Source organism: Phaeodactylibacter sp. (genome assembly GCF_040219495.1).
In the GTDB taxonomy this organism is placed as follows: Bacteria; Bacteroidota; Bacteroidia; order Chitinophagales; family Saprospiraceae; genus Phaeodactylibacter.
Genome location: NZ_JAVJSK010000102.1, coordinates 81,264 through 100,664, shown reverse-complemented (window position 1 = coordinate 100,664; position 19,401 = coordinate 81,264). Strand labels below are relative to the sequence as shown.

15 protein-coding genes and 1 tRNA gene are annotated in these 19,401 nt (G+C 52.7%); 6 read left to right on the top strand and 10 right to left on the bottom strand.

The annotated features are described in order from the left end of the window. Window positions 1–134: 134 nt before the first annotated feature. From RIC19_RS16285 to RIC19_RS16260, 6 genes are all read right to left on the bottom strand, one after another. Window positions 135–554, bottom strand: coding sequence for a hypothetical protein (locus RIC19_RS16285; RefSeq protein WP_350179404.1), 420 nt, complete (start codon window positions 552–554; stop codon window positions 135–137). Window positions 555–763: 209 nt separating this feature from the next. Beyond that, window positions 764–1,558: a hypothetical protein gene (locus RIC19_RS16280; RefSeq protein WP_350179403.1), complete on the bottom strand. Its 795-nt coding sequence runs from the start codon at window positions 1,556–1,558 to the stop codon at window positions 764–766. Continuing rightward, on the bottom strand, window positions 1,548–3,008 hold the full coding sequence (locus RIC19_RS16275; protein ID WP_350179402.1) for an AAA family ATPase: 1,461 nt from the start codon (window positions 3,006–3,008) through the stop codon (window positions 1,548–1,550). The genes RIC19_RS16280 and RIC19_RS16275 overlap by 11 nt, the downstream gene beginning before the upstream one ends. A gap of 5 nt (window positions 3,009–3,013) precedes the next feature. Next, complete coding sequence (locus tag RIC19_RS16270; RefSeq protein ID WP_350179401.1) at window positions 3,014–4,021, bottom strand: hypothetical protein; 1,008 nt, start codon at window positions 4,019–4,021, stop codon at window positions 3,014–3,016. Between the two features lie 289 nt (window positions 4,022–4,310). After that, on the bottom strand, window positions 4,311–7,067 hold the full coding sequence (gene ppdK, locus RIC19_RS16265; RefSeq protein WP_350179400.1) for a pyruvate, phosphate dikinase: 2,757 nt from the start codon (window positions 7,065–7,067) through the stop codon (window positions 4,311–4,313). A 1,099-nt stretch (window positions 7,068–8,166) separates the two neighbouring features. After that, a tRNA-Arg gene (locus RIC19_RS16260) sits at window positions 8,167–8,238 on the bottom strand. Window positions 8,239–8,405: 167 nt separating this feature from the next. On the opposite strand from RIC19_RS16260, the gene RIC19_RS16255 reads away from it, so the two are divergent. After that, window positions 8,406–9,098 (top strand): hypothetical protein, encoded by a 693-nt coding sequence (locus tag RIC19_RS16255; protein WP_350179399.1) that lies wholly within the window; start codon window positions 8,406–8,408, stop codon window positions 9,096–9,098. Here the strand turns inward: RIC19_RS16255 and RIC19_RS16250 are convergent. Beyond that, entirely contained in the window at window positions 9,066–9,782 is a 717-nt protein-coding gene (locus RIC19_RS16250) for a hypothetical protein (protein ID WP_350179398.1), read from the bottom strand. The genes RIC19_RS16255 and RIC19_RS16250 overlap by 33 nt on opposite strands. Window positions 9,783–10,335: 553 nt before the next feature. On the opposite strand from RIC19_RS16250, the gene ilvD reads away from it, so the two are divergent. Genes ilvD through ilvN form a run of 3 tightly spaced genes read left to right on the top strand, consistent with a single transcriptional unit; the run spans window position 10,336 to window position 14,411 of the window. Continuing rightward, a complete protein-coding gene (gene ilvD / locus RIC19_RS16245) occupies window positions 10,336–12,015 on the top strand; it encodes a dihydroxy-acid dehydratase (RefSeq protein ID WP_350179397.1) in 1,680 nt (559 codons plus the stop codon). A 44-nt stretch (window positions 12,016–12,059) separates the two neighbouring features. After that, on the top strand, window positions 12,060–13,814 hold the full coding sequence (gene ilvB, locus RIC19_RS16240; protein WP_350179396.1) for a biosynthetic-type acetolactate synthase large subunit: 1,755 nt from the start codon (window positions 12,060–12,062) through the stop codon (window positions 13,812–13,814). Window positions 13,815–13,871: 57 nt separating this feature from the next. Then, window positions 13,872–14,411: an acetolactate synthase small subunit gene (gene ilvN / locus RIC19_RS16235; RefSeq protein WP_350179395.1), complete on the top strand. Its 540-nt coding sequence runs from the start codon at window positions 13,872–13,874 to the stop codon at window positions 14,409–14,411. A gap of 71 nt (window positions 14,412–14,482) precedes the next feature. Here the strand turns inward: ilvN and RIC19_RS16230 are convergent, their stop codons facing one another. Genes RIC19_RS16230 through RIC19_RS16220 form a run of 3 tightly spaced genes read right to left on the bottom strand, consistent with a single transcriptional unit; the run spans window position 14,483 to window position 17,233 of the window. Next, a complete protein-coding gene (locus RIC19_RS16230; protein WP_350179394.1) occupies window positions 14,483–15,343 on the bottom strand; it encodes an NgoMIV family type II restriction endonuclease in 861 nt (286 codons plus the stop codon). Continuing rightward, on the bottom strand, window positions 15,340–16,350 hold the full coding sequence (locus tag RIC19_RS16225; RefSeq protein ID WP_502930843.1) for a DNA cytosine methyltransferase: 1,011 nt from the start codon (window positions 16,348–16,350) through the stop codon (window positions 15,340–15,342). The genes RIC19_RS16230 and RIC19_RS16225 overlap by 4 nt, the downstream gene beginning before the upstream one ends. 40 nt (window positions 16,351–16,390) lie before the next feature. Continuing rightward, window positions 16,391–17,233, bottom strand: a complete 843-nt coding sequence (locus RIC19_RS16220) for a TerC family protein (protein WP_350179392.1) — start codon at window positions 17,231–17,233, stop codon at window positions 16,391–16,393. 98 nt (window positions 17,234–17,331) lie between these two features. Here RIC19_RS16220 and RIC19_RS16215 point away from each other — a divergent pair, with 98 nt between their 5' ends. After that, on the top strand, window positions 17,332–17,814 hold the full coding sequence (locus RIC19_RS16215; RefSeq protein WP_350179391.1) for a DUF6495 family protein: 483 nt from the start codon (window positions 17,332–17,334) through the stop codon (window positions 17,812–17,814). 4 nt (window positions 17,815–17,818) lie between these two features. Beyond that, on the top strand, window positions 17,819–19,399 hold the full coding sequence (locus RIC19_RS16210) for a choice-of-anchor B family protein (protein ID WP_350179390.1): 1,581 nt from the start codon (window positions 17,819–17,821) through the stop codon (window positions 19,397–19,399). The last annotated feature ends 2 nt before the right edge of the window (window positions 19,400–19,401 follow it).

Genomic DNA, 19,401 nt, shown 5'->3' with positions numbered 1-19,401 from the left:
CCCATAAGCTTTAGCTTCATCCAGAATCTCCAGCTTCTCCTTTTTGCTGAATTTCCGGCCTCTGTTTTCTTGCTTTTCCATATCTAAATCTCTAAAAAAGTTTTTAGACTTTTGTCAGAGTATTTAGGGGGCTGTTACAGTGAATATGATCCACTTGATGATCCAAATTTTGATTCGCTATTCCAGATGTTATTATCTGAAGCCAGAAAAAATGACTTCAATCCATAAGCCCCTCGCCCATTCCAGACTGACAATTCATCATAGGCATCACAATTCAGACACCCCAGATAGATGTCATGACCTTTTGTCCCTCCATATAGGTGAACCTTTCCCTGGTATTTTCGCTTCATTGCGCTGATTTCACGCTCCTTCTCCAACTCATTCAGTTCATACAGTAACTGGCCAAGACCTTCCGAACTGGAACCTCCCAAATTGAAATTTAATGGTGTTGAAGAATTATCGTATCTATTAATTTGAGCTGATAGCGGTTCATAACTTGTTGAAGTAGATACAATCACAAATATGATTACTAAAACAGAAAATGAAACTTTCATAAAGTATTCTCTTTAGATATAAATTTAGTCGCCGTGGTTGAGATGTTTGAGATACAACAGGATGAGCCGCTTGTAGGCCGGCTGCCCTGATCCTTAATAAACATTGCAATATATTAAAAAGGGTTGAAATGTTCTCAACTTGGAGCCAAATCCGCATGCTCAGGAACTGAAGCAGTGTAATTTCACCCATGGCTCCCAATAGCCCCCTCCTATTTCACCACCACCTCTGTGATCCCAAACGCCTCAAACAGTGCTTCCCAATAGTAGCGGTTAAGGGCAAAACCGGAAGCTTCCAGAGCGTTGAAGGGTGGATACACAACGACTTTTGTGCCCGCTAGCACCGTCGGATCAATGTCAAGGACCTCCTGCAGGGTTTGGGCATCGGCTTTGGCGAAAGCGATTGCTTCTGATTTAGAAGTTATTGGTTTGTTGTGGAAATCCCGCCGCCCCTCGCCACGCATTGATTCTTCCAGATCACTAAGGATGTGAATGGTCTTGGTGTCATAGGAAGCCCGGCTGAAGGTTCGGCTGCCGACTTCCAGGATGCCCCACAAATCTGTATAGAGGCGGGTTTTCGTGTTGTTGGTTTCCTGTACTGCCTCTCGTAGTTTTTTGTTGCAAATACCTTGAATGGTCTGTAGTTTCGCTTTGTATCTGCGCTCCGCATCCTTAAGGGACTTGCCACCGCCTCTTTCCGGAGCTTTAAAAACAGGGACAGGTTCAGACTGCAGGAAAGCGGTAGCGCCTGCTGTATTTTGCTGTATGAAGTGGCCTTGCACTACATCGCCCGGATTTTGCAGGGTTGTCAAAACAGCTTGAGCGGAGCCTCGCCTAAATACTTCCTGCCGTTCCGCATCCGGGGCACTGCTGATGGTCTTATCAATCAAAATCAGGAGTGCATCTTTTGAGGGCCCCGGAATTACAGCAGGAGCGCCCCCATCAGGGCAGGAGGTCAGTAACAACGCTGCTGCTCCTAAAAGCCCTGTAAAATATTTAATCATCATGTTTCCCGTTCTGGTTTTGTTGTTGGTTGAAATTGTAATCGATCATCTCCCGTAGCTGCTCGTGGAGGTAGTTCGGGCGCTGTTTAGGCCCTTCCGTCAATTTGGGTTGCTTTCTTTTCGGGCGGTTCCCGTTCCAGTCCTTTCTATTGCCTCCATTATTAAACATTGAGCCAAGAAACCGGGGATGCACGACCAGCTGATCCGATAGCTTGTATTGCACTCCCCTCAAATAGCCCAGTTTGTACCACAGCCGGTGCCTTTGCTCCTTAAACTTCGACCTTTCCTCCTGTAGCAGGCTTTCTTTTTGCAATAACGTCCGTTCATCCGCCCGGAGATCATCGGGGTCCGGGAGGTGGGCAAGCTGCTGCCTTGCGATGTTGGCGGTAGTTTGATGCCCCACCAATTGTTCGTACAATTGGTCAAACTGTTGCTTTAATTGATCAAGCGCCGCAAGCATATTATTTAATTGCCGCCTGTGTTTTTGCCGGACGAACAGTTGAGAACCGGCTGGCAAGCCAATACTAAAGCAAATAGCCCCGGCCAAAGCAAATAGAATGCTTATGAGGATAAAGCCGGTTTGTACACGCCAGTCCAGGTAAAGGTCTTTGTTGAAGTCACTCAATTTATCCGGCCATTTTTTGATTTCGGTACGGTCATCAGTTGAGAGGTCATTACCCATTGATTCCTGGTACTTTATTGCATCGATCTTATCCTGCTGGCTGATGCGCTCTTCTGTTAGATACTGGGCCTGATTGCGGTAAGCGCCGAGCATCCCAAGGGCGACGAGTATAAAGAAGCTGACAATCAGGAGGAAAACATGGTTGCGCCTTTTATTTTCCCCCTTGATGAAGGGCTGCTCAAAAACCCGGTCTACAGCAGGTTTTATGGCGAAAGTCATTGCGCCTACCGCTATAGCGAGTATCCAGGCTTCCCAGCCGGGCAGGTCCAGTACGTTAGTCAGTACATTTTGCGAGAAAAGCACATCCGCAAACAGAAAGAAAAGTCCTCCTGTAATAAATAATACCACAGAGGCTCCTTTGTAATGTGGTGTGGTTTCTTCGATTCTTTTTTCCAGCGTTTCTTCCTGCGCTTGTTGTTGAGCCACCCTTTCGCTTGTCTGCGCAATTTTACGCTCCGTTTCCTGTGCCCAACGGTCATTGACAATAGCCTGCTCTTCCAACTCGCGCCGCTGTTGCTCCGTCTGCGACAAACGGGCTTTCAGTTCCTGCTTTTGCTGAATCAACGCCTGCAGCTTCAGGTTGCAAAGCTTTTCCTGATCGAAAGCTTCCACCCACAGGTCGAAAAAATCAGGATCTACTTTGAGCAAGCCATTGGTAAAGCCATACTCGTACAAGTCTATGATTTCAGTATCTCCTACCCGCTCTACCCCATTTTGGGTTTCGGTCGGATGCGCCTGGCTGGGCAATTGTGGTCCTTTTATTTCTTCCATGGGGGTTATGCTTTTTTGAAGGCGCTCAATTGTACCAGTTGTTCACCGGAGAGTTGGTTTCGGGCAGAACGCGCTAACGCAAACTCACTCATAAAGTAGGCTTTCCGGGTTTCCCCAGTCTCTAGCAGGTCAGTGGCGTCTTTGTCCAATTGATGCTTCTGCCCATACCGTTCCAACAACTGCTGCCCGAGTTCTTCCTTCGCTTTGGCAAGCTCAGCAAGCAAATCTTTCTGTTCTGTAATCCGCTGCCTGACCAGGCGTTGATCCGCCCATTTATGCTGCAAAGCACGCTTGGATATCGTCCACTTCCCAATCGTTGTGAGCAAGCCTTTGCCCGCAAATAAGAAAAGGGCATACAGTAACAAGCCTAATGCGAGTGCTTCGTGTAGCGCCTGCCCATTGTAGCCCCAGGTGACCACAAAAAGTACAGCAACGAATGGGACAGCTAATTCCTCAACGAGTAATTTCCACCGCTCTCTGGGGTTTTCTTCCTGATGGGCTGCCTCAGTTGCAAATAAGAATGAGCCTGGAGTAAATAAATTGAGGCTGCCGAAGACATAAACGCCGGTGGTGATGAGGAGCGGGTATTCGAGATGGGCGTCAATCCAACTGTAAGTCAGCCAAAAGGTCAGCACAACTGCCACCGCGTAGCAAAACAGGTTGACCGTTTGCCGCAGAAAGCCAGTTATCTGGTTGTTCCGTTCTTCCTCCAGGGACTGCAGAACGGCCTGTTCCCGTTCGATGCGTTCTTCGAGCAGTAGCAGCTCGCCTTCTTCTTTCTGGATTTGTCCGTATACCTGCCCTGCCTGTACCTGTAAGCTTTTTGCTTTTTGGGCGTAATACAGCTCAATGGTTTGCAGCTTTTCTTTGGCATCACCTTCAGTGAGCCCGTATACCACACCTTCGTCTCGCAGTAAATCTTCATTCACGATCCACTGGAACTCTTCTGTTTCTTCTATCGCTTCGATCAAGACATTCTCCTGAATGTCAGCGCGCAACGCTTCATTTTCCATAATCGGGGTGTTGTAGTTTTCTCATTAAAGCCGAAAGCACACCCTTGTGCATAACTTTGTAACTCCGGCTCCTTTCATTTCTTTTACGCGCTAAGTTTGCAAAAGGTTACATGGGGTACATTGATCAATATTAGAGGATTGATTCCAGTGCACCGCCAGCCCCATCAACCAAAGCAGAAATGCCAACTTCAAACACGAAAAAAGCCCACCCCGAAAAAGAGGCAGGCTCCGAAGCTATGTTTGAAGCTTGTTCCAACAGCGCTTCATCTCCAAAACACCCTACCAGCGCTTACTTCCGCGGATATTTAATCGCCGCCTGCGCCGCCGCCAATCGGGCTACGGGCACGCGGAAAGGCGAACAACTGACGTAGTCCAGCCCGATACGGTGGCAAAACTCCACGCTTTGGGGTTCGCCCCCGTGCTCGCCACAGATGCCAGTCTTCAGGCCCGGGCGCTGTGCCCGGCCGCGCTCTACAGCAAGGCGTACCAGTTCGCCCACCCCTCTGCGGTCGAGGACCTGGAAGGGGTCGGCGGCAAGAATGCCTTTCCTGAGGTAGATCGGCAGGAAGCCGCCAATATCATCGCGGCTGAAGCCGAAACTGAGCTGTGTCAGGTCGTTGGTGCCAAAGCTGAAGAACTGGGCGATTTCGGCCATCGGCCCACTCCGCAGAGCTGCTCTCGGGGTTTCGATCATCGTACCGAAGAGGTAAGGGATCTCTTCCACGCCCATCGCCGTACAGACTTCCTGGTAGATGCACTTGACGATTTTTTCCTGGTGCTGCAGCTCGTTGCGGGAGCAGGTTACCGGGATCATGATCTCCGGCAGAGCTTCCACCCCCTCGAGGTTGAGTTCGGCAGCGGCTTCGAGGATCGCCCGGACCTGCGTCTCCGTGATTTCGGGGTAGCTAATCCCCAGGCGTACGCCCCGGTGCCCCAGCATAGGGTTGCTCTCGTGGAGGGCCAGTACCCGTTTTTCGAGCACACTGACTTTTACGCCAAGCTCATCTGCCAACTCCTCCAGCCTTTGGGCGTCGTGGGGGACAAATTCGTGCAGAGGCGGATCGAGCAAGCGTACGGTGACCGGCTTGCCCTTCATAACGGAAAGCGTCTCCTTGATGTCGCTCTTAATGTAACTAAAAAGCTCGTTCAGTGCCGTACGGCGGTCCTTTCTCGTATCACTAAGTATCATTTTGCGCAGGAGGCTCAGGGGCTTTTCGCTACCCTTGCCGTAGAACATGTGCTCGGTGCGGAACAGCCCGATGCCTTCGGCCCCAAACCGGAGGGCATTGGCTGCATCAATGGGCGACTCTGCATTTGCCCTTACGCCCAGTGTCTTTGTTTTTTCAACCAGCCCCATCAGGGTTTGGTAATCTTCATTGTCTGCGAGGTCGGCATCTACTACCGGCATCTTACCGAGGTATACGTCCCCGGAAGCTCCATTGAGGCTGATCCAGTCCCCTTCTTTGACTTGCTGACCGTCCGGCGTGAGGAAGTGCCCCTCGGCTTCGCTAATCTCAAGGTCATGGCACCCTACGATACAGCATTTGCCCCAACCCCGGGTGACGAGGGCAGCGTGGGACGTCATGCCACCTTTTGCAGTCAGCACCGCAGCCGCGTGGAACATGCCCTCTACATCCTCAGGAGAAGTCTCTTCCCGGACCAGGATAACCGCTTCACCGGCCCGCTTCCATTCAACTGCTTTCTCGGAGGAGAAAACCACTTTGCCTTTGGCTCCACCCGGGCCGGCGGGCAACCCTTTGGCAATTGGAGTGGCGGCGCTTTCGGCCTTTGCATCGAGGCGGGGCAGCAGGAGCTCCGTCAATTGATTGGGGTTGACGCGCAATAGCGCCGTTGGGGCGTCAATCATACCTTCCTGGTACATTTCAGCGGCCATGCGGACGGCGGCAGTGCCGTTACGTTTGCCCGTCCGGGTTTGAAGAATGTAGAGGGTGCCTTTTTCAAATGTGAACTCCAGGTCCTGCATATCCTTATAGTGGCCCTCCAACTGTTGTTGATGCGCATTGAGCTGTGCATAAATCTCAGGCATAAGCGACTCGAGGGTCGGCAGGTTTTCACTCTGCGTATTTTTGGAATAAGCATTAATGGGTTGGGGCGTACGGGTACCCGCCACAATATCCTCTCCCTGTGCATTGATCAGGAATTCCCCATAGAACTGATTTTCGCCCGTCCCCGGGTTACGGGTAAAGGCGACCCCGGTAGCACAGTCCTCGCCCATATTGCCAAAAACCATAGCTTGTACGTTCACCGCGGTGCCCCATTCGTCGGGCAGCTTTTCAATACGGCGGTACTCTTTGGCGCGTTTGCCGTTCCAGCTATCAAAAACAGCACTAACGCCCCCCCATAGCTGCGCCATTGGGTCATCCGGGAAGGATTCGCCGATCTCCCGCTTTATAATAGCTTTGAAATCGGTAACGATCTGGCGCAGGTCCGCTTCCGTCAGTTCTGTATCAAGTTGAAAACCACGGGCTTTCTTGACGCTTTCCAGGTGTTCGTCCAGCAATTTCCGGATGCCTTTACCTTGTACCGGAGGAATGCCCGCTGCTTTTTCCATCACCACATCCGCATACATCATAATGAGGCGGCGGTAGGCATCATAGGCAAAGCGCGGGTCATTGGTTTGGGCAATAAGCCCCTGCACGGTTTCGTCGTTCAGCCCCAGGTTGAGGACAGTATCCATCATACCCGGCATCGACTGCCGAGCGCCCGAGCGGACCGATAATAACAGCGGGTTCTTGATATTTCCATAGACCTTTCCGGTGAGTTGTTCGATACGTTCCAAAGCCCCCATGACTTCCGCTTCCAGTTGAGCCGGAAATTGGCGCCCGGCTTCGTAATAGGCATTGCAGGTATCGGTGGTAATGGTGAATCCCGGAGGGACGGGCAGTTGGAGGTCAGGATGCCCGGCCATTTCCGCAAGGTTGGCACCCTTGCCCCCGAGGAGGTTTTTCATAGCCTGGCTTCCATCGGCCGAGCCGCCCCCGAAACGGTAAACGAGTTGCTGATCCATGTCGATTTGCTTTGTCATGAAAAGTAGTTTTGATCCCCGAGGCAAGGTTGGTCTGCGAACGATTGCCCCGGGGGTAAATTGATCTGGTGCATACCTCCGGATGTACTTCAGACGAGTCGCACCATCGAAAGCTAGCTCAATTCGAGTACTCCTGAAAAGACGCTTGTCATGTGGAGTGGTGATATTCTGCACCCTACTTGTGGCCGGAGTTGGAACCGAATCCATTTCCTTCTAATAAGAAACAGGGGAAGGGTAAAGGTTAAAGGGTAAAGGTTAAAGGGGGAAGGGTAAAGGGGGAAGGATGGAAGGTTGAGGTTGAGGGCAAGCGGGGGCGACAACCACCACCGGCAGCGAGCTGCCTTCACGCCCAAGCTGACCGGAAGGTGGCTGCCCTATCGACCGGCGCTGCTTGGTCCAAGCCACCTTCCCCAGCAGCAGAGTCCCCTCTCGAAGTCCCGCTAGGGACTATATGTCGGTAACCCTCAATCGCACAAAGACGCCCCGCGCCGTAGGTGCGGAATGTGCTTCGTTATAGTTAAGATTAAAATAGAAAGCCCAGAGATTAAGGTTGTCAACTACGCTTCGCTACGTCGACCGGAGAAGGTTGAGGGCAAGCAGGGCGACATCACCACCGGCAGCGAGCTGCCTCCGCTCCCAGGCAGTCAGAGCGTGCGCCTCAAGTAAGCAAAGCCAAGCCCGTTAACACCGGAAGACTTCGGAGAAGTTACACATTAATAACCCCTCAATAGACTAGAAAGCCGACTTCGGAGAAGTCGCATGTTACCCCCAGCCAAGGGAAAATGCTCCTGCTGCCATCTCCAAACACCCGTCTTTTCAGCATTGACAGAGCGCTAGTTGACCATGCCTTGGCAGTACACGCACCGCTGACAAGACAGCTCACTGTCTACTCCCGGGTGACCTAGCCCAGGCTCTCAACCTTCCCCGGACGACGTAGTCTTCTCCAAAATAGATTAGCAAATTGTCCTCTCAATCTCTTCCCCCTTACCGTATTTAGTTCAGATCAAAGCCAACTTCGCTCACGGGCAAGATAGCCCGCTCGCCCTGATTGCGCTACAATAAAAAAGCCCACCGCATTTGCGGCAGGCTTTTTTCTCAGTGGCCCCACCAAGACTCGAACTTGGATCTTAGGTTCCGGAAACCTACATACTATCCCTTGTACTATGGGGCCAAACTTAAATTGTTTGCAACTTCTTTTCTAAGCGGATGCAAATATAGCAAAGCTGCTTTCAAAACACAAATCCGGCGTTTAAAATTCTCATGGGCATAACTTTTTTGTACTTGTGCGTTTTATTATTGACGAAAACACCACTATTCAAATCCTGAAAAAATACAAGCATGAGACTTTTCCTATTGACCGGTGCGCTACTCCTGTCGCTGAGCCTGAACGCACAACTGGGGCTCTACGGAGGCTACCGCTTCAATGATGCGCCAAACTGGGCGCCTCCGTCGGCCAACCTCACGGATGCGGCGAGCCCGCTGGGCAATAGCTGGGCCGTCGGAGCCGATTACTGGATCCCTCTGGGGCAAACGCGTATCGACTTGCTTCCGCAACTGTCCTTCGGGCAGGCCACACAGCGCCTGACGGTTGGCAGTACACCGTTTGAATTCACCCAAAATGCCTTTAGCCTCTTCCTCAATACCCATTTCTACCTGCTGGACCTGGAAGGCGATTGCGATTGCCCGACCTTTTCCAAATCGGGCGACTTTTTCCAGAAGGGCTTTTTTGTACAGCTCTCGCCTGGGGTTTCCTATTTCCAAAACACTATCGAAAGACAGAACCCGGACGCCGCAGGGCTGGAAGACAATACCCTGGCTTACAGCCTGAGCGCTGCCGTGGGCCTGGACATCGGTTTGTCTGACATCCTAACCCTTACCCCAATGGCGGGTTTCCGCTACTACTTCCCGTCCGAATGGGCAAGCCTCAGTGAGGTATTCCCTACGATTGAAACGGAACCATTCGAAACCGAAAGCGAGATCCGGCAGTTCTGGGTAGGGCTACGGCTGGGCATCCGTTTCGACCAGCGGTAGCTTCCTGCGCTTAGCTTTCTGGTGGAATAAGGGTGTACGCTCCGAGGCGATGTACACTGTGCGCGGCCCGGTAAAGTCGATCGCCTCGTACTGTGTGGGCATCAAACAACGGGCACCACGGACGCGCTGCATACTCCCGTCCAGAAAGTCGGTGCCGGTATAACCCCGGAACACGAAAATGTCAGCTGGCGTGAGTGGGAAAAAACCCAACAGCATCTTGAATCGGTAGGCCAGCAAAACAACAGTCTCCCCGTCGGGGCTGATCGCCGCACCGGTGACAATCCGCTTGGGCAATTGCAGTTGCCCTCTGAGGTTGGCGGTATACTGTCCGGGGCGGGCGGGCAAACTGTAGTGCTTGGTCAGATAGCTGTCCGCCGATTTGTCTTTCGAAAACAGGTGCAGGCTGTCCTGATGGTAGAAAAAGCCTTCCATATCGAATTGCCACTGCCCTTCCGGTGGCGGGAAAGCCGATTGGTCCGGGTAATTGAACCGGATACTGTCGAGGCTGCCGTCTTGCTCCAAAATGTAGATGCACAGGTCTTGCCGCCGATTGGCATTATTGCCAAAATCACCGATAAACACACGGCCGTCCGGGGCAGCGGCCAGGTCTTCCCAGTCGCGGTTGACCGCACCTGCTACCGCGTACGTTTCCAGTAGCGCCCCTCCCCCATCTGTTCGATACAAAACGGGCGCATTGCCGCTGTCATTCAGCCACCACAAACTGTCAGCGCTCTGCAGATGCGCACCTGATGCCTCATAAATTTCTTCGCTTAATTTAAATTTTTTATTGCTCAGAAAATTCTGGCTGAGTAAAAGACTACTACAAAATAGTAACGAAACCAACATAGATATCCGCATCGGGCTGTATTTTGGTGAGGCGCAAAGGTACGATAGCCCGCTGAATTGCCGTTCGTGCAGGAAAGTGCTGTGAGCGCACCAAACCGCACAAGCTCCAACAGGACAGGTTGCCCTGCGCCATCTAATGCCTGTTTGCACCTTCTCAGTTTACCTCCAACTTTGGCGCAGCAGCCTTCCCCAATTTCGTAAGCCAATACACCCCAAGACACTGCTAACCATACACTTACCCTACAAAACCTCCACTAACAAACCGTAGCAGTACGCCCTTTTTAATTCGCATTTGGCACCTGCCCCCTTTACATTTGAAATCCTTTGTAATTAGAATCAAACATAAGCTCAGCCCCGTGTTTCGGCTTGTTTTTTTAAAGTAAAAATAAAGATGGCAGCAATTAACAAATACAGCAGAGAACTGACGCAAGACGATACCCGCCCGGGGGCACAGGCGATGCTTTATGCCCTTGGCCTGACCGAATCAGACCTAAAGAAAGCACAGGTAGGCATTGCCAGTACGGGCTGGGAAGGCAACCCTTGCAATATGCACCTCAATGACCTGGCTACCGAAATCAAAGGGGGCATTAAGGCCGAGGGGCTGCTGGGGCTGATCTTCCATACCATTGGCGTCAGCGACGGCATGTCGATGGGCACTGAGGGTATGCGGTTTTCGCTCCCTTCCCGTGATATTATTGCCGACTCCATCGAAACGGTCGTTTCTGCACAGTGGTACGATGCCGTCGTGCCCGTAGTAGGCTGCGATAAGAATATGCCGGGCGCTATGATGGCGTTGGCGCGCCTCAACCGCCCCGGGCTTATTGTGTACGGCGGCACCATCGCGCCGGGCTGCCACAAAGATCAGAAGCTTGATATCGTTTCAGCTTTTGAAGCCTACGGGCAGCGGATTGCCGGCACTATAGCGGAAGCCGATTTCAAAGCAGTGATCCAAAAGGCCTGTCCGGGCCCGGGCGCCTGCGGAGGCATGTATACGGCCAATACTATGGCTTCTGCAATTGAGGCTATGGGCATGAGCCTGCCGCACAATTCCAGCATCCCGGCGGAAAGCATGGAAAAGCAGGCGGAATGCCACCGGGTGGGCGCTGCGGTCCACCACCTCTTGAAGGAAGACCTTAAACCCCGGGATATCATGACCCGCAAGGCGTTCGAAAATGCAGTGACTATTATTACCGCCCTGGGGGGCTCCACCAATGCGGTATTGCACATGATCGCTATTGCACGGGCGGCGGAGGTCGAATTCTCTATAGATGACTTCCAGGAAATCGGTGACCGCACGCCTTTTATCGCCGACCTCAAGCCGAGCGGGAAGTACGTGATGCAGGACCTCTACGAAGTAGGCGGTGTGGCAGCCGTCATGAAGCTCCTGCTGCAGGAGGGCTACCTCCACGGCGATTGCATGACCGTGACCGGAAAGACCCTGGCAGAAAACCTGGAGGGCATCAACGAGCTAAAGGAGGGGCAGGAAATCATCCGCCCCGTATCTGACCCGATCAAGCCAACGGGGCACATCCGCATCCTCTATGGCAACCTGGCCGAACAGGGGGCAGTAGCCAAAATTACGGGTAAGGAAGGTGAGTATTTCAAAGGCACCGCCAAAGTGTTCGAGAGCGAAGCGGAGGCCAACGAAGCCATCAGCCAGAAAAAGATCAAAGCGGGAGACGTGGTGGTCATCCGTTACTGTGGTCCGAAGGGTGCACCGGGCATGCCGGAGATGCTCAAGCCGACCTCTGCCATTATGGGCGAAGGGCTGGGCAAGGAGGTCGCCCTCATCACCGATGGCCGCTTCTCCGGAGGCACGCATGGCTTTGTGGTGGGCCACATTACGCCCGAGGCACAAGCCGGCGGGCTCATTGGCCTGCTGCAGGATGGAGACACCATCGTCATCGATGCCGTCAACAACTCCCTGAAAGCGGAACTTTCGGCAGCCGAAATCGAAAAACGCCGGGCCGGATGGCAGGAGCCACCGCTGCGGGCGAAGCACGGTATTTTACGCAAGTATGCCAAGACGGTCACTTCCGCTAGTGAAGGCTGCGTGACTGACCAACTCTAGTCCGACCAGCCCCTTTCCATTCAGACCATGAAAAACGACCTTGTATGAAACAGCAAGCGACCTCAACCGACACCATCGAGCAGCCACCAAAGACGGAGCATATGTCTGGCGCTGAAGCTATACTACGCTGCCTGATTGCAGAGCAGGTGGACACCATCTTCGGGTATCCCGGCGGTGCCATCATGCCGGTATACGATGCCTTGTACCACTATGAGAAAGAGCTCCGACATATCCTGCCCCGCCATGAGCAGGGCGCCATCCACGCCGCTGAGGGCTACGCCCGGGTAACACGGCAAACTGGGGTTTGTATGGCTACCTCGGGCCCCGGCGCAGCCAATCTCGTTACCGGGCTGGCGGATGCCATGCTCGACTCCGTACCCCTCGTCTGCATTACCGGGCAGGTCTACTACCACCTGCTGGGCAGCGATGCCTTCCAGGAAACGGACGTGATGAACTGCACCATGCCGGTCACGAAGTGGAATTACCAGATCACCTCTGCAAAGGAAATCCCAGAGGTCTTTGCTAAAGCGTTCTATGTGGCGAATAGCGGCCGCCCGGGGCCTGTTGTCATTGATGTGACCAAGAATGCGCAGATTGAAATGCTGGATTTCTGCTACAAAGCGCAAGGGCCTATCCGCTCGTACAAGCCAAAGCCCAAGCCTTCCACTTCTGCGCTAACCGCCGCTGCCGCACTCATCAACGCGGCAGAATGCCCCCTCATCCTCGCTGGCCATGGCATACAGATCGCCCATGCCCAGGATGCCTTCCGGCAATTTGTGGAAAAATCGGGCATCCCGCTGGCTTGCACCATTCACGGGCTGAGCAGCATTCCCAACAGCCACCCCCTCCACATGGGGATGCTGGGCATGCACGGCAACTACGCCCCTAATGTGATGCAGAACCGCTGCGATGTCCTCATTGCCATCGGTATGCGCTTCGATGACCGCGTGACGGGCAACCTTGAAAAATACGCCAAACAGGCCAAGGTCATCCATATTGAAATTGACCCGTCTGAAATCAATAAAAACGTGCCGGCGGATGTGCCGGTCCTTTCGGATGCCAAAGAAGCCCTGGAAAAACTGCTGCCCATGATTAAGGAGAAGCAGTATCCGGAATGGGTCGCGCGGTTCCGGAAAATGGACGCCGAGGAAGAAGTGAAAGTCATTCAGCACGATATGCAGCCTTCGCCAGACGGGCAAATCCGGATGGGCATGGTGGTACGTGAGGTGTCTCGTCAGACCAAAGGGCAGGCGGTGGTGGCCACCGATGTCGGCCAGCACCAAATGGTAGCCGCCCGCTACTACGAGTACGAGTCCACCAACCAATGGGTCAGCTCCGGCGGGGCTGGGACGATGGGTTACGGGCTGCCAGCGGCTTTCGGTGCTAAACTGGCGCAACCGGAACGGGAGGTGGTTGCTTTTGTGGGCGATGGCGGGTTCCAGATGACCATTCAGGAGCTGGGGCTTTGCGCTCAGATGAACACGGCAGTGAAAATCGTCCTGCTCGACAACAACTTCCTGGGGATGGTCCGGCAATGGCAGGAGCTCTTCTTCGAACACCGGTACTCCTCTGTGGAACTCCAGAACCCGGACTTCGTCAAGATTGCGGAAGGGTTTGGCGTGGCGGGCAAAACGATAGAAGACCCGGCTGTGCTCCCGGATGCGATTGCGGAAATGCTCGCCCACGATGGCCCCTACCTGCTGCATGTGAAGGTGGAAAAGGAAACCAACATCTTTCCCATGGTGCCCTCAGGCGCTGCCGTGGATGAGATCGTCCTGGAACCCCAGCCCAAATCTTGACGCCCCCACGCCTTATGAACCTGCCCGGCTACAGCTGCCCGGCCAAGCAAAATGACTATGGAAAAGCAAGAATTCACCATAACGGTCTTTACAGAAAACTACAGTGGCCTCATGTCTAGGGTGGTTTCTGTATTCAGCCGCCGCCACATCAATATTGAAAGCCTGACCACCAGCCAATCTTCCCAACCGGACATCCACCGCTTTACCATCGTGGTGCAGGTGACGGAAGAGATGGTCAAAAAGCTCGTCGCCCAGCTCGAGAAGCAGATCGACGTATTGAAGGCCTTTTACTACACCGCTCCGGAGGTCGTCTACCAGGAAATTGCGCTGTATAAAGTACCCACCCACGTGTTCAGCAACAGCGAAAACGTGGAGCACCTCATCCGCAAGCACAATGCCCGGGTGCTGGTGATTGAGCCGGAATTCATTGTACTCGAGAAGACCGGCCATGAGCATGAAACGACGGCATTCTTCCACGAGCTGGAAAAAATCGGCATTTACGAGTTTGTCCGCTCCGGCCGGGTGGCTATTGTAAAACCTATGGAGCGGCTAAACCGGTATTTGCAGGAGCTGGAGGAGGACAATGCTGTATCGTAAAGGGGGGGGGCGCAGATATAGCGCCCTAGTTCGGCTAGTGCTCTATCAAGTTTGAAACTGCAAATAACCAATCACACCGCCAGGTCTAAAGGCAGGTCAGAAATATCTTTCAGGCGTTTGCCTTCAATCATGATATCAAGCAGGTGGTTGTTGTCATCATTGCCATAGGTTCTCACCGCTTCCTGAAGTTCATAAAGCGCAAAGTGGTAGACGCAATCAATATCTCCAGTCCCGAGGGCTATGGAGCTTATTCTACTCGGCGTTGGTTCAGCGGTCAGAATAACGATGTGAGGGGAGCGTCCCTTTCTGTTCCTCAGAAGATTGAGCGCTTCAGATCGGGCATTTTGAGCGCGATCGCTCCGAAGAGTCCACTTGCAAGAAATACTTGCGTGTAAAACCGGGACCGCATTCGCTATTTTTCTGATTGTACTTTGCTTGCTGGAATCCCGATCTACTAAAATCTCTTTTCTGTTAATAGAGTCGTCTTCTTCAGGTTCGCGTAAGACTACAATATCCGGAGAAATAGCATAGTCATTGCCCAAAGCAGCAGCCAACACCTGATTACTGTCAGCAAGTGCTTTAAGGTCAATCAAATGGGTGTACTGTTCAAACCGGGCTATCGCATTTGACGACCTTGAACGAATCTGTTCTATGGTCCAATTGCCAGGTCTTAGGTGACCTAACTTCAAAAAGGTTTCTTCAATGTATTTGGAAGTAATTAATTCAAATTGATTGCCCAGTGTTTGACCGGAAAGTCGCCCTTTTCTCAGCTTTCCACCTATGGCCGAGTAAATATGCCTGGCAACTTCTCTGCTGAAAAGCTGACTACTATCTGCGAAGTTGGGCACGCCTTCTTGATCAGTGTGGATGATCTGATCCAATAGTTCTTGATGAAAAGCACTTCTTGCTAAAGAGAGATAGCCTTGGCTCATCGCTTCGTAGTTTCAGAGAAAGCTAATTCCAATACGATACCTGGCTTATCAAATAATTTTTCCTTTCTGAGTGCAGACGCAATAGCCCGCCCCACCCCTTTGGCAACAGGAGGGGGGAAGGCATTTCCTATCTGACGATAAGATGCTGTTTTTTTTCCGGTAAACACCCAATCTTTGGGGAAGCCCTGAACCGTAGCAGTCATTTGAACAGTCAACCTGGGGATACCTTCAAAATCAGGCATTGGTGCCTCATTGGCCAGGCTTTTCCCATTCACCCCTAATTCCAGCCAGGCTTTCTTTGCTCTTGTCGGGCCCAGATCGGCACCTCCATGTTTTTTAGAACCTCCTACGAGCGTAGGAGCAATGCTATTGGCTTTTCCGCTCCAGGCTTCTGCACCTTCCCATCCGTTTGCTGCCATTTGATCATACAGCGCCTCACCAACAGTGAGCCTTTCCCCCGGTTTAACACAAGGCCAGTCAAAGTACGGCCAGTAAGCTTCCTGAAGAGCAACCAGGATTGCACGCGGGCGCAACTGAGGAACGCCAAAATCAGCAGCGTAAATGAGCTTCCAGTCCCCAAAATACCCCAGCTCTTTGAGCTTTCGCAAGATCTGCTTTCGATAATTGGCAAACTTCTTACTCATAAGACCTTTTACGTTCTCGATCATTACAGCCTTCGGGCGGGTCTCTTCAACCAACCTCAACGCATCAGGGAACAAGTCGCGTTCATCATCCCAACCTAACTGCTTACCTGCTACAGAGAAAGGCGGACAGGGTACTCCTCCTGCAAAGAAGTCTACACCCTCGTAGGGTTTACCATCAAATTTCCGGACATCCATTTCAATAACATTCCACGAAGGACGATTGAAACGTAAAGTGTTGCAGGCATGGTGGTCAACTTCAACCAGCGCCAGGTGGTCAAATCCCGCAGCTTCCAGACCTATAGCCTGACCGCCCGCACCCGCACAGATTTCCAAGGAGGTTAGCCTGTTACCCATTGCGCTCATTTAAAACATTTCGGCTAATATACACTTTTTGTTTCAAAAATCAATCTTTCAATATACCCTGCCGCTTCGCATCCTCCGTATAACCATGCAGTTGCACCGACCCTTTTTTACGCCCGGCCCGCAGCCGCATATTGAGGAACTCTACAAATAGGGAGAACGAAATGGCAAAGTACAGGTAGCCCTTGGGTACGGTGCCCACTTCTGAGCCGCCTACCGACAAATGAGCCAGGTGGGCACCTTCCGCCAGTAGCATGAAGCCGATCAGGATCAGGAAGGCCATGCCCAGCATTTGTATGGTTGGGTTCTTGTTCACAAAGTTGGCGACCGGGTTGGCGAACAGCATCATGATCAGCACCGATACCACCACCGCAATAATCATAATGATCAGCGCACCGCTCACCCCGTTAGTCATACCAACTGCAGTGAGGATAGAGTCGAAGGAAAAGACAATATTGATCAGCGTAATCTGAATGATAACGTTCGTGAGCGAAGATTTGCCTTTGGGTTCGGTGTCGTGCGGGTCTTCTTCTTCCAGCTTGTGGCGGATTTCAGTCGTGCTCTTGTACAGTAGGAACAGCCCGCCTATGATGAGGATAATGCTCTGCCCGGAGAAGCCTCCCTGCACCCAGGAAGTATGGATCTCAAACCAGGGCTCTTCCATCGCCACCAGAATAGACACGCCAAAAAGCAGCACAATCCTCAGCAGCATTGCCAGGACCAGGCCAATATTGGTGGCTTTGGGGCGCTCTTCTTCAGGCAGTTTGCCGGAAGCAATGGAAATGAAGATGATGTTGTCAATCCCCAGTACAATTTCCAGGAACGTCAGCGTCAGCAGGCTCATCCAAACGGCTCCGCTGGCAAAATCGGGCATGATAAAATCCATGGTGCGTCAGTTTTTCTGACCGCAAGTTTACGAAAATCCGGGCAAGCAAGTAGGAACAGCCCTCTTTCATTTTGTTACCTTTGCAAAAAATCAATACCATGAAGTACCGCCGCCTGCAAAGCGACGAGCTGCAAGAACTGGAAAAAGAATTCATCAAATTCCTGGCTGCCAATCAGGTCACCGCAGAGGACTGGAAGCGCATTAAAGGGGAAGAAAACGATAAGGCCGACCGCCTGATTGAAATCTTCAGCGATATGGTCTTCGACCGGGTCCTGGAAGATGTGGAGTACCTGGAGCACAAAACACCCCACGATCTCAAAGCCTTCCGCTTTGGGGAAGCGCAGGCCGAAATGAATGGGCTGAAAATTGAAGGAGACTCCCAGGTAGACCTGACTGAGCAGCAGAACCCACAGCAGATGTTACAGCAGCTGCAGCTCACCGGGGCCAAGCTCAAGCTCTATAGCGCTGAGAAAAAGTATGCCGAGTCCAAAAAGCAGGAAATTTTCCTCCTGATGGAAAACGGCGCGTTGATTTCCCGCGATGGTGCCCTCTTCAAATCCCTGGAATCACTAAAAGCTTAACCTGATGCCGTACCGTACCCTGTTTGTTGCTCTTTTGTGGTGGGCCTTTGCCCCTCTGCCTGCTCAAAACACCCTTAACGTCGATCTGCTCGGACAGTACAACCCCGGTGATGGCCGGGCTTCCGGCTCCTGGAGTTATGTGGGGGCTGACGGTAGGGAGTATGCCCTCCTGGGCGCACAAACCGGGACCGCTATTCTGGAAATTGGCACCGGTGGAGACCTTGCCGAACGGGCGTTTATCCCGGGCCCGCCTTCCAACTGGCGTGAAATCACTGTTGTCGGCGATCATGCCTACGTAGTGACCGAAGGCAGTGGCAGCCCTCACCCGGGCATGCAGGTAATCGACCTCAGCAACTTGCCCCAAAGTGCCGCCCTGTCCACCACTTTCAATACAGCGTTCAACCGGGGGCATATCATTCAGAAAGCTATTTTTGAAGATCAGCCCTATGTCTACGTTTGCGGCACCACCACGACTTCAGGAGTCCACATCATTGACGTTTCCGACCCCGCCAATCCGCAGCAAGTGGGCTTGTACCAACCGGGGTACTACATCCACGATTGCCACGTCAGAGGGAACATCCTCTTTGCCGCTGCTTTCTACGAAGGCACTATGGATATCCTGGATATTTCCGACCCTGCCAATCCTGTGCTCCTCAACCGCATGTCCTACCCGGGGGGCAATACCCACAGCATGTCCACTACATTGGATATGGACTACCTTTTCCTTTGCGATGAGCAGGACGGCCTTATCGCCCGAATGTACGACATTACCGACCTCACGGAGCCCGTGCAGGTGGCCACCTATACCGCTAACCTGCAAAGCTTGGTGCACAACCCCTACATCCGGGGCGATTTCATGTTCATTACCCACAATACCGAGGGACTGCGGGTGCTCGACATTACCGACCCGGCAGTACCGGTGGAAGTGGGCTATTTCGACACCTACGCCGGGCAGAGTGGTGGGTTCAGCGGCCTTTGGTCAGCATGCCCCTATCTGCCTTCCGGCAAAATACTGGGCGGCAACCGAGAGGATGGGCTCTATGTTTGGGCATTCAACAACACCAAAGCCGGGCGCTACTACGGTCAGGTCATCGACAGCCTGAGCGGCGCGCCTATCGTGAATGCGGTGGTCACACTTGCCGATAACCCCGGTCTTGCTCAAACCACTGACTTTGACGGCGCCTTTAATGGCGGCTCCTTATCCGATGCTGTCACCCTTACGGTTGAGCGCAGTGGTTATGAAAGCAAAACTGTGGAAGTGTCCCTGCAATCGGGCACCGGCACGAATATCACCGTAGCCCTCCGCCCCATTGCTACCGCAACTACAATGCCCCTCGAAGATCAAACCGTCCTACTCTACCCCACTCCGGCTCAGCAATCGGTCCAAGTCAACCTACCTGATTTGCCCAAAGGCACCACCGCTATCTTACTTTCAATGGAGGGGCAGCCCGTACAAAGCTGGCAGGAACTGAACACCAATCTACTCCTCATTGAGCGGGGTCATACCCCTGCCGGAAAATACCTATTCGTCCTGTATAGCCCGACAGGGCAGGTATTGACAACGCAACCCGTAGTCTTCCAATAATC